At 69.9% G+C, this 12,609-nt stretch carries 10 protein-coding genes; 3 read left to right on the top strand and 7 right to left on the bottom strand.

Translation table 11 applies throughout. From position 1 onward, the window contains the following. Positions 1–49: 49 nt before the first annotated feature. From rpiA to JMJ56_RS12800, 5 genes are all read right to left on the bottom strand, one after another. Complete coding sequence (gene rpiA, locus JMJ56_RS12820) at positions 50–736, bottom strand: ribose-5-phosphate isomerase RpiA (protein WP_202832156.1); 687 nt, start codon at positions 734–736, stop codon at positions 50–52. After that, a complete protein-coding gene (pgl, locus tag JMJ56_RS12815) occupies positions 733–1,437 on the bottom strand; it encodes a 6-phosphogluconolactonase (RefSeq protein ID WP_202832155.1) in 705 nt (234 codons plus the stop codon). Before pgl ends, rpiA begins: the two co-directional genes overlap by 4 nt. Next, positions 1,434–2,264, bottom strand: a complete 831-nt coding sequence (locus JMJ56_RS12810; protein WP_202832154.1) for a Cof-type HAD-IIB family hydrolase — start codon at positions 2,262–2,264, stop codon at positions 1,434–1,436. The genes pgl and JMJ56_RS12810 overlap by 4 nt, the downstream gene beginning before the upstream one ends. Then, the gene (zwf, locus tag JMJ56_RS12805; protein ID WP_236037705.1) at positions 2,261–3,808 is read right to left on the bottom strand and encodes a glucose-6-phosphate dehydrogenase; all 1,548 of its coding nucleotides are present in this window, start codon (positions 3,806–3,808) and stop codon (positions 2,261–2,263) included. The genes JMJ56_RS12810 and zwf overlap by 4 nt, the downstream gene beginning before the upstream one ends. A 100-nt stretch (positions 3,809–3,908) precedes the next feature. Then, complete coding sequence (locus JMJ56_RS12800; RefSeq protein ID WP_202832153.1) at positions 3,909–6,224, bottom strand: glycoside hydrolase family 15 protein; 2,316 nt, start codon at positions 6,222–6,224, stop codon at positions 3,909–3,911. 514 nt (positions 6,225–6,738) lie between these two features. Here JMJ56_RS12800 and JMJ56_RS12795 point away from each other — a divergent pair. Both JMJ56_RS12795 and rfbF read left to right on the top strand, forming a co-directional pair. Then, the gene (locus JMJ56_RS12795) at positions 6,739–7,803 is read left to right on the top strand and encodes an NAD-dependent epimerase/dehydratase family protein (RefSeq protein ID WP_202832152.1); all 1,065 of its coding nucleotides are present in this window, start codon (positions 6,739–6,741) and stop codon (positions 7,801–7,803) included. Continuing rightward, positions 7,800–8,570 carry a glucose-1-phosphate cytidylyltransferase gene (rfbF, locus tag JMJ56_RS12790; protein ID WP_202832151.1) on the top strand — a complete coding sequence of 257 codons (771 nt, stop codon included), beginning with the start codon at positions 7,800–7,802 and terminating at the stop codon, positions 8,568–8,570. The genes JMJ56_RS12795 and rfbF overlap by 4 nt, the downstream gene beginning before the upstream one ends. A gap of 153 nt (positions 8,571–8,723) precedes the next feature. Here the strand turns inward: rfbF and JMJ56_RS12785 are convergent, their stop codons facing one another. Further along, complete coding sequence (locus JMJ56_RS12785; protein WP_202832150.1) at positions 8,724–9,653, bottom strand: hypothetical protein; 930 nt, start codon at positions 9,651–9,653, stop codon at positions 8,724–8,726. After that, entirely contained in the window at positions 9,650–11,032 is a 1,383-nt protein-coding gene (locus JMJ56_RS12780) for a DUF4910 domain-containing protein (RefSeq protein WP_236037704.1), read from the bottom strand. The genes JMJ56_RS12785 and JMJ56_RS12780 overlap by 4 nt, the downstream gene beginning before the upstream one ends. A gap of 276 nt (positions 11,033–11,308) precedes the next feature. Here JMJ56_RS12780 and JMJ56_RS12775 point away from each other — a divergent pair, with 276 nt between their 5' ends. Then, positions 11,309–12,592, top strand: coding sequence for a class I SAM-dependent methyltransferase (locus JMJ56_RS12775; protein ID WP_236037703.1), 1,284 nt, complete (start codon positions 11,309–11,311; stop codon positions 12,590–12,592). The last annotated feature ends 17 nt before the right edge of the window (positions 12,593–12,609 follow it).

Genomic DNA, 12,609 nt, shown 5'->3' with positions numbered 1-12,609 from the left:
CCTTATCGTTGCAGGGAGTGTAGGGGCAGCGCGGCGCGGGCCGCCAGCCTCAGCTGTCGAGGGTCAGGACCCGGCCATCCGCGGTGCCGACCAGGAGCTGCGGCGCGAGGCCGAGGAAGAGGCCGGTCTCGACCACGCCGGGGATGGCGTGCAGGGCGCGGTCGAGGGCGGCGGCGTCGGCGATGGGGCCGGTCGCGCAATCGGCGATCAGGTGGCCGCCATCGCTGCGGAAGGGCCGGCCGTCCTTCCCCTGGCGCAGGGTCGGGGTCAGGCCAAGCGCCGCGAGCCGGGCGAGGGTGGCGCGCTGGCCGAAATCGACCAGCTCCACCGGCAGGACGCCGCGGCCGAGGCGAGGGACCAGCTTCCCCTCGTCGATGACGATCAGCAGGCGGCGGGCGGCGGTGGCAACCATCTTCTCGCGCAGGAGGGCGCCCCCGCGGCCTTTCAGCAGGGCGAAGCTGCCCTCTTCCACCTCGTCCGCCCCGTCGATGGCGAGGTCGAGCGGCCGCTCGTCCAGCTCGGCCAGCGGCAGGCCGAGGCGGCGGGCGAGCGTGGCGGTGCCCTCGGAGGTCGGGACGCCGCCGGCGATGCGGAGGCCGGCCGCCTGGCGCGCGGCCAGCGCCTCCACCACCAGCGCGGCGGTGGAGCCGGAGCCGAGGCCGATCAGCATGCCGGGCTCGACCAGCGCCGCGGCGGCTTCGGCGGCCTGGCGCTTCTGCCGGTCCTGGCCGCTCACGCGCCGGCCGCGTCCCGGTCTGCGAAGATGGTGACCGGGCCGGCAGGGCCGAGCCCGGCCGCGGGCAGCGCCCGGTCGCCGGCGCGGAGGCGGGCGAGGATCTCGCGCTTCTCCGCGCCGGCGACGAGGAAGGCGGAGGCGCGGCTGCTGTTCAGCGCCGGATAGGTCAGGGTGATCCGCGGCTCCGGCTTGGCGCCGATGACGGCGAGTACCCAGGCCCCGCGCTCCAACAGAGCCGGGTTGCCGGGGAAGAGCGAGGCGGTATGCCCGTCCGGCCCGAGGCCGAGGAGCTGGATGTCGAAGAGCGGCTCGCCCGGCCGGGTCTCGGCGAAGCGGCGCAGCTCCGCCTCGTAGCGGGCGGCGGCGGATTCCGGAGTGCCGTCGGTGGGGATGGGGTGGATGTTGCGGGGCGGGATCGGCACCTGGCCGAGCATTGCCTGCCGCACCATGCCCTGGTTGCTGTCCGGGTGTTCAGGCGCCACGAAGCGCTCATCGCCCCAGAAGAGATGGATGCGCGCCCAGGGCACCCGGTCGCGCCATTCCGGCGAGGCCAGCCGCTCATAGAGCCGCTTCGGGGTGGAGCCGCCGGAGAGGCCGATGGAGACGGCGCCCTCCCGCGCCATGACATGCTCCAGCACCCAGGCGGCTGCCTGCTCGGCCAGCGCCTCGGCATCCGCCGCCACCTCCATGCGATGCATCATGCCGGCCTCCTGTCGCCTCCCGCCCGGGGGAGGATGATGTCGCGCACCGCGGCGGCGAAGCCATCCGCGTCATTGGCCAGCGTGACCGCCGCGGCGCGGGCCTGCACCGCGGGCGGGGCATTGCCCATGGCGATGGCAAACCCGGCAACGCCGAACATGGGCAGGTCGTTCGTCATGTCGCCGATGCAGGCCGTCTCGGCAGGCGTGACGCCGCAGAGCCGGGCGAGCGCCAGGAGCGCATGGCCCTTGTCGGCCTCCGGGTGCGTCACGTCGAGGTAATAGGCCTGGGAGCGGTGGATGCTGGCCTGCGCGCCGAGCTGGGCCTGGAGGCTTGCCTCGCATTCGGCGAGCAGCGCGGCATCGGCCGAGGCGCCGACCAGCTTGCCGGCGCGGGCGATGACGGGATCGAAGCTGTCCACCCGGCGCGGGGCGAAGCCGATGGTGCGCTGCTCGAGCGGGACGTAGTGGCCGTCCGGGTTCTGCAGCAGCCATTCGCCATCGGCGAAGACCCATGCGTCGATGCCGCGCGCGGCGAAGGCGGCGAGCGCGGCGCGGGCCGCCACCTCCGGCACCGGGCGCTCGGCGAGGCTACGGCCCTCGCGGTCGAGGATGACGCCGCCGTTGAAGCCGGCGACCGGTGTCTCCAGCCCGAGCTGCGCGGCGAGCGGGGCGATGCCGCGCGGCGGGCGGCTGCTGACCAGGGCGAGCATCACCCCGGCCTCGCGCAGCCGGGCGGCGGCCTCGGTCGTCGCCGGCGTGAGGCGCTTGTCGGTCGTCACCAGCGTGCCGTCGACATCGGAGACGAGCAGCCGCACGGGCGCCGTCATGCGAGCTTCAGCCAGTGGCGGCCATCGCGCGCGAGCAGCGCATCGGCCGCGTCCGGGCCCTCGCTGCCGGCGGCGTAGGGCTCGATCGCCACCGGAGCATCCAGGATGGGCTGCACCGCGCACCAGCCGGCCTCCACATTGTCGGCACGCTGAAACAGCGTCGCGTCGCCGACGAGCACGTCGTAGAGCAGCGTCTCGTAGCCCGTGCTCGGCCCGGCCTTGAACCAGTCGGCATAGCGGAAGTCCATCTGCACGCCGGAGAGCTTGAGCGTCGGCCCCGGCTCCTTGGCGCTGAGATGCAGCGAGATGCCCTCGCTCGGCTGGATGTGGATCACCATGAAATTGGGCGTCAGCCGCTCGACCGGCGTGTCGCGGAACATGGCGAAGGGTGCCTGCTTGAACTGGATGGCGATCTCCGTGCGGCGCAGCGTCATCCGCTTGCCGGTGCGGATGTAGAAGGGCACGCCGGCCCAGCGCCAGTTGTCGATCGCCAGCTTCATCGCGATGTAGGTCTCGGTGCCGCTGTCGGGGGCGACGTTCGGCTCATTGCGATAGCCGGTCACCGGCTGGCCCTTCGACGTGCCGGCCGTGTACTGGCCGCGCACCACGTCGCGGGCCAGCTCCGCCGCCCCGAGCGGGCGGATGGCCTGCACTACCTTGGCCTTCTCGGCGCGCACCGCATCGGCGTCGAAGCTGTTGGGCGGCTCCATCGCCGTCATCGCCAGGAGCTGCATCATGTGGTTCGGCACCATGTCCCGCAGCGCGCCGGTCGCCTCGTAGAAGCGGCCGCGCTGCTCGACGCCGACAGTCTCGGCGGCGGTGATCTGCACATGGTCGATATGGTCGCGGCGCCAGAGCGGCTCGAAGATGCCGTTGGCGAAGCGCAGCGCCAGGATGTTCTGCACCGTCTCCTTGCCGAGGAAGTGGTCGATGCGGAAGACCTGGCTCTCCTCCACCAGGCCGAGGATCCTGGCGTTCAGCGCCTGGGCGGAGGCGAGGTCGGTGCCGAAGGGCTTCTCCACCACGACGCGGCGGAAATCGTCGCCCTCCTGGCGCATCAGCCCGGCTGCGGCCAGGCGTTCGACGATGGTGCCGAAGAAGCGCGGCGCGGTGGCGAGGTAGAACACGCAATTGCCGTGGCCGGCGCTCCGGCGGATGTCCTCCAGCCGGGCTGCAAGGCGCTCATAGGTCGCGGCCTCCTCGAACTCGCCGGTGAGGTAGGAGAGGCGCTCGCGCACCCAGCCCCAGGCGCGCTGGTCGATCCCGTCGGCCGAGAACTCGCCGCCCTTGTCCGCGACGAAGGACTGCATCGCCTCGGTGAGCTGGTCGCGGTAGGCCTCGTCGCTGCGCTCGTTGTGGTCGAGGCCGATGACGTGGAAACCATCCGCCAGCAGGCCGGCGCCGGTGAGGTTGTAGAGCGAGGGCGTCAACAGGCGCTTGGTGAGATCGCCATTGGCCCCGAAGATCACCAGGGTGGAGGCCGGGGCCGGCGCGGCGCGGGCCAGCACGGCCGGGTCGGGGCAAAGGCGGGGGTCCATGTCCATGCGTCGAGAGCCCTCTGTCACGCGCGCCAGGTAGAGAAGCGGCAGCGGATTGGGAAGCGGCCGGTGCCGCGCGGCAAGGATGCGTCGAGAAGCGTAACGGTCACTCCTCGGCAGGCACGATGCGGATCTCGCACTCCGGCTCGCCTTCGATGGCGAAGGTGAAGCGCTCGCCCGGCGCCAGCGTATCGGTCGGCAGGTCGGCGCGGTGCAGGCCGAGCGCGCCCTCGGCTGTCCGCGTCTCGCCGCCCTGCCAGCGGACCAGCGCAGGGGCGTCCAGCAGCAGGCGGAAGCCCTGGCCGGCGCGAATCCAGCCGACCGGCATGCGCCGGCTCCAATGCGCCCGCGGCGCGCTCGGCCGCCGGCCGCCATAGCGGAGCCAGACCGGCTCCGGCCGGTCGATCGGGCGGCCGAGGCGGAGGCTGGCCGCCAGCTTCATGAATTCGGCATGCGCCCAGACCAGCGGCATGGCGGAGCCGGAGGGGCGGCCGGGGAAGAGGAAATGCTCGGGGATCGCCTCCGCCTCCCAGACCTGCTCGGGCAGCAGGCCGAGGCGGCTGCCCATCCGCGTCATCGCCCGCAGCAGCGCGCGGGCTTCGGCCTCCCGCCCCGCGGCCAGCTCGTAATGGCCACGCTCGCCGGTCAGCAGTGGCCAGGGGCGGCCGCGGCCGGTGCCGTCGAACGGGCGGCCGTCATCATGCTCGCCATAGCCGTCGCCATTGTAGCGGTACCAGCCCGGGCCGGAGGGTGTCTCGACGCGGAGCAGGGCGTCGATCAGGCGGATGGTGCCGGCGATTGGCGGGTCATCCGCGCGGCGCAGGCCGAAGCGGACGAGTTGCAGCGGATCGGTGCTGATGAGCGTGTCGGCTGGCACCAGGCATTCGCCGTCATGGTTGCGCACCGGCACGCGGTCGCGGATGCCGGCGCGGTCGGCGAAGACGGCGGGCGAGGCGGCGCGGACGTAATAGGCGGGGATGCCGTGCTCCGCGACGAGCGCAGGATCGGCACCGAGGCACCAATCCTCGATGCGGCTGTTCCAGTCATCGGCCAGCAGCAGCAGGTCGCGCCGTTCACTGGTGTCGAGCATCTCCGCGCCGCAGACCAGGGCGGCGATGGAGGCGGCGAGGGTGAAGGTGTTGACGCCCGGCGTCTCCTCCCAGCGGTCCTGGTCGGTGGCGGGGCCGAGCAGGGCGATGAAGCGCAGCGCCTTCCGCACCATCCCGCCGGGCTGGATGCCGCCCAACGCATCCGCCTCGGCCAGGGCCGAGGCGAGCAGGACGGGGAAGGCCGCCTCGTCGAGCTGGATGCCGGTCCAGTGCGCCTTGCCGCCCAGCCACTGGTTCTGCGACCAGCGGCCATCGCCGCGCTGGGTGGCGATGAGGTAGCGGAGGATGTTTCGCGCTTCTTCCCACCCGCCGAGGGCAAGCAGCGCGCCGGCGCTCTCGACCAGGTCGCGCGGCCAGACGAGGTGGTAGCCGCCGGGATCGTCCGTGCTGCTGCCCCAGGGAATGCTGAGGCTCGCCACCATGGCGCCGAGGAAGGTCTTGTCCTGGTGCACCCGCAGCACCATCGCCGAGACATGCGCCGCCTCGCGGAATTCGTCCTGGCAGGTGCCGGGATCGACATTGGCGGCCTGCCAGGCCTCCCAGGCCTCGACATGGCGGTGCCAGGCGGCGTCGAAGGGTTGCAGCAGCGCGGAGAGGGCGAGAGTCGAGGCTGCCTCCCGCTCGCTGGCGAAGCCGAGGGCGAGCACGGCGGAAGTGCCGCGCAGCTCGCCGAGCAGGGCAACATTGCCGGGGCCGGCCTCGGCATATTCCCAGCGCATGGTGTCATGCGCGGCGAAATCCTGCCAGCCGTCGCTGGTGCCGACGAAGCCGGCACTGGCGCGCGCCCAGGCCTCGCCCTGCGTCGCCGGCTCCGCAGCGGCAAGGGCGAGGGCATGGCCGCCCTGCTCGGCGCAGAGCAGCAGGCGATCGCGGTCGCGGCAGACGGAGGCGTGGTTCCCCTCGCCCGTACCGCCCAGATGCGGGGCGAGCAGGACATAGAGACGGAGGCCAGGATCGCCGGTCAGCACCGCTTCGATCAGCAGCACGTCGCGGTCGCGCTCGGGCGCGATGCGCAGCGCCAGTTCGAAGCGCGGATGCCGGTGGACCACCTGCACGGCCGGGATGCCGGGGCCGGCGGTGGCGAGGGTATAGTCGGCGTTGCGCTTCACCTCGGTCCAGAAGCCCTCGCCATCGGCGACGATGAAGCCGAGGTCGCGGATCTGCGGCAGGTCGACGCGCGGGTGGTAGACCTCGTTCACGATGCCATAGCCGAGGGTGAACCAGAGGCGCGAGGCGCCGATGGCGGTGCCTGCGATGTCCTTCGCGCTGCTGGTCCAGCTCGGGCGAATGCCGGGGGCGCCGGGCGCGGTCATGGGCGGTGGTGATCAATCATAAGGGAGACGCCTCGCGGACGGGCTGCATCCGCAAGGCTTAGCCCAGAGCTGCAAGCGCTGGAACACCCCGCCGGCACCCCGGGACATTGCCCGCCCCGGCGCCGAACCGGTCAAGAAACGGGTGGCCTGGCAGGCGGGGCCCGTGCCGATGAGGGAGGAGGCCGGGCTTCCAGCACAGCAGCGGCCCTAGAGCCATGAAATTGCCGCCGTTAGGCGTGATCGTTGCGCATTGGCATGACGCTCAGGCTGGGTCGGCGGCATTCGTGCCGGGGGCGCCCCGGGCAGCATCCCCAGAGGATGACCGCCGCCATCCACCACAGGTTATTTTCGATCGTTGCAAGGGCACAAGTGCGGCATCGCCGGTGCTCCACGGGCAAATCATTATGAAGTCTCAGGTTGAAGTCTGGCGGCCTTGTTACATGAGCGGCGCATAACTCTCTGATTATCTGCTCGCGCCGGCCCCTGGCCGCCCGTCACTGATGCGAGCGAAAGCATGAAGGTCCTCATCACCGGTAATATGGGCTATGTCGGCCCCGTGCTGGTCCGCCACCTGCGCCGGCGCTTCCCGGATGCGGAGCTGATCGGCTTCGACAACGCCTATTTCGCCCATTGTCTCACCGGCGCCCCGACGCTGCCCGAAGCGTTGCTCGCACGGCAGGTCTTCGGCGACGTGCGCAGCATCGATCCCGGCCTGTTCCACGGCGTCGATGCCGTGGTGCATATGGCGGCGATCTCCAACGATCCGATGGGCGACCGCTTCGCCCGCGTCACCGCCGAGATCAACCAGGAAGCCTCGGTGCGGATCGCGCAGCAGGCGCAGGCCGCCGGCGTCCGCAACTTCGTCTTCCTCTCCAGTTGCAGCGTCTATGGCGTCGCCGCTGGCCCGCCGCGGCACGAGGACGACGAGCTGAACCCCGTCACCGCCTATGCCGCTTCGAAGATCGGCACGGAGCGGGCCCTGGCCGGCCTCAACGGCGACATGACCGTCACCTGCCTCCGCTTCGCCACCGCCTGCGGCATGTCCGACCGGCTGCGGCTGGACCTGGTGCTGAACGACTTCGTCGCCGGCGCGCTCAGCCGCGGCGAGATCACCGTGCTTAGCGACGGCACGCCCTGGCGGCCGCTGATCGATGTCGCCGACATGGCGCTGGCCATCGAATGGGCAGCGACGCGTCCGGCGGAGCGCGGCGGGCGCTTCCTCACCGTCAATGCCGGCTCGGACGAGCGCAACCACCAGGTCCGCGACCTCGCCCATGCCGTCGCCGCGGCGCTGCCGGGGACGAAGGTCTCGATCAACACCTCGGCGCCGGTCGACAGCCGCTCCTACCGCGTCGATTTCAGCCGCTATGCCGAGCTGGCGCCGGAGCACCAGCCGCGGGTGACGCTGGAAGGCTCCATCGGCCGGCTGGTCGAGGGCATGCGGGGGATGCGCTTCGCCGATGCGGAGTTCCGCCACTCTCCCTTCATCCGCCTGCAGGTGCTGCAGCAGCACCGCGAGGCGGGTCGCCTCACCGATGACCTTGTGTGGCGCCAGGGCGCCGAGGAGACCGTGGCATGAAGGTCGTGTTGCTGGCCGGCGGGTTGGGTACCCGCCTTGGGGAGGAGACCGCCGTCCGCCCGAAGCCCATGGTCGAGATCGGCGGGCGGCCGATCATGTGGCACATCATGAAGATCTACGCGCATTACGGCCTGCGGGACTTCGTCGTCCTCGGCGGCTACAAGGTGCGCTACATCCGCGACTACTTCCTCCGCTACCGCGACGAGAACTGCGACTTCTCCATCGAGCTCGGCAGCGGCAAGGTGCAGTGGCTGGAGGCGGTGAGCGAGAACTGGCGCGTCACCGTGCTGGATACCGGCGCCGAGACGATGACCGGCGGCCGAATCCTTCGTGCGCGGAAGCATATCGGGGACGAGCGCTTCTGCCTCACCTATGGCGACGGCGTCAGCGACGTGAACATCCGCCGCGTCATCGCGGCGCATGAGGCGACCGGGGCCTGGTGCACCCTCACTGCCGTCTCCCAGCCCGGCCGCTACGGCGCGCTGCGGCTTTCGGAAGACGGGCATGTCACCGGCTTCCGCGAGAAAGATGCGCGGGACGGCGGCCTCATCAATGGCGGCTTCTTCGTCTGCGAGCCGCAGATGCTCGACCTCATCGAGGGCGACAGCACCGTCTTCGAGGAAGGCCCGATGCGGCGCCTGACCGAGCTCGGCAAGCTCGGCAGCTACCAGCATGACGGCTACTGGCAGAGCATGGATTCGCTCCGCGACAAGCAGACGCTGGAGGCCCGCTGGGCGACGGACGCGCCCTGGAAGGTTTGGGGCTGAGGGAAGCACCGGCCGGGTGGCCTCACCCGGCCAGGACTGTCGGCTCGTCTCGACGGTCAGCCAGGGCGGGTTCCGTGGGCCAAGGCCATCGGAACCCGCCCTTAATTTGGGCGCCTCAGGTCGCCGCCAGGACCCTGGCGGCGACCTAGCTTTCTACCGGACCATCGCCAGGTCGGGGGTGAAGACCAGGGTGCGGCCTTCGACGGCCGTGCCGTCGTCATAGAGCGTCACCACCTCCTCCGGCAGGTGGGAGAGGTCGGAGGCGCGCAGGTAATCGCGCATCGTCGTGCCGGTGCAGCGGGAATCGACATTGGCCGCGCCACGCCGCGCCGCCGCGTCGCTGCGGCTCACGGTGCGGAAATCGATGCTGTAGCGCGCGAGGCCGCTGGTGTTCGGCACCGTCTCATGCAACTGCGCGGCGGAGAAGAGGATGACGCCGCCAGCGGGCACCAGCAGGCGCAGGTCCCGCTCCGAGATCCGTTCGGTCAGCTTCGGCTGCTCGCGCGTGTCCTGCTTGACATGCTGCGCGGCGCTGGCCCGGTTCTTCGTGTTCCATTCGTAGTAGTTGTAGATCTCGGAGGTGTTGCCGACCGGCCTGTCGAAATACTCCGGATAGAAGGCAAGGCAGTTGCGCGCCTCGATCTCGAAGACCGGCAGCCACCAATTGATCTGGCAGGGCGGCGCGGAATACCAGGTGTCGCGATGCGCATGGAAGGCATAGGCAATGCCGGAGGTGAGGTAATGCGCCGGATAAGCCGAGCGCATCCGCGGCACGTCGAAATAGGTGTCGTCGAGGTCGGCACCCACGCCCTTGATGATATCGGGCAGCAGGCGCTTGCATTCGGGGTGGTGGATGAAGGCCGGCTTCAGCCTGGCCAGCACCGCGGCGCATTCCTCCATCGACAGCACCTGATCGACGCGGCGCGGGTCGTGCGGCGCGAAGGCCTCGGCGATCATGCCGCGCGCCAGCTCGGCCAGCGCCCGCGTCGCCGGCATCGGCGAGTAGATGAAGATATCACCGTGATACAGCGCCTCGCGGCGTGCCTCGTCGCTGCAATGGGCGTCGTAGTGAACGGTGCTCATGGCCGTGCCTTCCTTGGTTTTGGTGCACTATCCTGAACCGTGACGCCATCGGCAATTGGACTTGCCGTGACGAGCAGCCCCGCCGCCTCCGCGGCCGCGGCGGCGTTGCGAATCTCGGCGAAGGACAGATCGGCGCGCTCCGCCATGTCGAGCAGGCTGTGTCGTCCGTCGGCGAGGTTCAGCACCCAGAGCAATGCCATCTGCCCGTAGCCGCGCCCCGCCGCCGCGGGCCCGGTGCCGCCGATCGGTGCGTAGAGGCCGCGCCGGCCGAGCTGCGGCTCGCCATAAGGCGATGTCGAGGCCAGCAGGCGGTCCTCCTCGATCACATCGGCAATGGAGGCCAGCGCGGCGAAGGAGCGCGCCAGGTGCTCGGGCCGGACGAAATCGAGGTTGTCGGCCGAGCTGTGGTATTCGGGGAAGGTGCCGTTCGGCGAGCGCATCAGGCAGCCGACCGGCAGGTCGAAGCCGGGCGAGCAGTACTGCCGCTCGTCATAGCCATAGGGCGAGAAGGGCAGCAGCCGGTTCTCCGGCGATTCGTGCCGCAGCACATGCGCGGCGATGCGGTCGATCGGCGCATCGCCGCGACGCGATGCCTTGTAGGTGATCGGTCCCCCGTCGCCGAGGCAGGTCAGCACCAGCCCATACGCGACTCGGCCAACGCCGTCACGGTTCCGCGCCAGCCAGGCGAGCGAGCCGATGGTCCCAGGAAGGAAGAGGAAGCGCCAGCTCAGTCGCCGCCGGCGGGCCGACAGGGCGCGCGCGAGCTCCAGCCCGAGTGCGATGCCGGAGAGGTTGTCGTTGGCAAGCGAGGGATGGCAGCTGTGGATGGAGACCAGGACCTCGGCCTCGCTCTCGCCCGGCAGCAGGCATTCTCCATAGGACAGCGAGCCCTCCTTCAGCTCCGCATCGATGTGCACGCGGTAAGCCTCATCGCCCAGGCTCTCGCGCAACCTGTGTGGCAGGCAGAAGCCCCAGCCGTCGCTGTAATAGGCGGTACGGTAGGGGACCAGCTCTGGCTGCTCCGGAATGCTATGGAGATGGCGTTGCAGCTCGGCGAGCGGCACCACGGCATCCATGGCGTGGCTGTATTGCAGGAGGTGCAGATTGTGCTCGGCGAAGTCGACCACGGTCGTGCCATCGAGGCGGCGGATCCAGGCGCTGCGTGGCACCCATTCGCGGGGCACGGTCCAATCGAGCACCGGCGTACCGCTCGGCACCTCATGGATCTCAAGCGGGATGCGTGCCCCGACATAGCGAAGCGTCTCGCGCAGGCCGGGGCCGGTGATGCTGCGGCAGATAGGAAAAAGTACCGCACAATGCGCATGCAGCGCCTCGCCCATGGCCGCCATGGCCTCGGCTGCATCCACCCTCATCGCCATGGCGCCTTCCACCCGTTTTGTTGCGGCCACACATCTTTGCCATCAGGGCGGCACTGCCGGGGGTGAATTTCTTGTAAAGTACGTTCGCAAGAGCAACTTTTTTCAAGGTGAAGTGAGCGCACGGCGTTGGGAGACCATGTTCCTGCCCGTGTCTGTAATGTTAAATGCAGATCAGGTTGGCCGTTGCGGGATCATCGGCCGGTCAGGGAGGCAGAGGCTCGTGAGCGCACCGAGAACAGGCGCCCGGCAGTTTGGCCGGATGGAGGCTTGATAGATATGGATGGCACCATCACAGCGCCGATGGACATCGCGCTCCAGGCCGGCTCCTCTGCCGCCCCTGCCTGCCGCTGCTGCGGCGCGCCGCTGCGCGAGACCTTCGCAGAACTCGGCCTGACGCCGCTAGCGAATTCCTACGTCGCACCGGCCGATGCGGCCCGGATGGAGCCCTTCTATCCGCTGCACGCCCTGGTCTGCTCCGATTGCCGGCTGGTGCAGCTTGCAGAATTCGAGAGCCCGCAGGCGATCTTCTCGGAGTACCGCTACTTTTCCTCGGTTTCCGAGGCCTGGCTGCGCCATGCCGAGACCTATTCGGATCGCATGGTGGCGCGCTTCGGCCTCAATGCCGGGACGCCGGTGGTCGAGGTCGCCAGCAATGACGGTTACCTGCTGCAGTATTTTGCCCAGCGCGGCATCCCTGTGCTCGGAATCGACCCGGCGGCGAATGTGGCCCGCTTCGCCATCGCCCGCGGCATCCCGACCGAGGTCGCCTTCTTCAGCGCGGCGACGGCGATGCGCCTGCGCGCGGCGCATCCGCAGCCGATGCTGATGGTCGCCAACAACGTGCTTGCCCACGTGCCGGACCTGCACGACTTCGTCGAGGGCTTCCGCATCCTGCTCGCCCCGGGGGGCGTCGCCACCTTCGAGTTCCCGCATCTGCTGCGGCTGATGCAGCACGCGGAATTCGACACGATCTACCATGAGCACTTCTCCTACATCTCGTTGTTCGTGGCGGAACGGATCTTCGCGCAGCATGGGCTCACCGTCTTCGACCTGGAGGAGCTGCCGACGCATGGCGGCTCGCTTCGCCTCTTCGTCCGCCATGCCGAGGATGCGGCGAAGGCGGTGACGCCGGCGGTCGAGGCAATGCGGGTGCTGGAGCGGCAATCCGGGCTGGAGGGGCCGGAGGCCTATCGCGGCTTCGCCGAACAGGTGGTCGAGACCAAGGCCGCGCTGCTGGAATTCCTGTTGCAGGCTCGCCGGGCCGGCAGGCGCGTCGTCGGCTATGGCGCACCGGCCAAGGGCACCACGCTGCTGAACTACTGCGGCGTCGGGCCGGAATTGCTGCCCTTCACCGTCGATCGCAGCCCGCATAAGCAGGGCCTGCTGCTGCCCGGCACGCGCATCCCGATCCGCGCGCCGGAGGCAATTGTTGAGGCACGACCGGATTACGTGCTGATCCTCGCCTGGAACCTCCGCGAAGAGGTTGCCGCGCAAATGTCCATCATCCGCGAATGGGGCGGCCGTTTCGTCGTTCCCATCCCGCGGGTCGTCATCTTTTGAAAAGCAGGCGGAGGCAG

The sequence above is a fragment of the Belnapia arida genome (assembly GCF_016773205.1).
Classification (GTDB): domain Bacteria; phylum Pseudomonadota; class Alphaproteobacteria; order Acetobacterales; family Acetobacteraceae; genus Belnapia; species Belnapia arida.
This window is presented reverse-complemented; position numbering and strand designations above follow the sequence as displayed.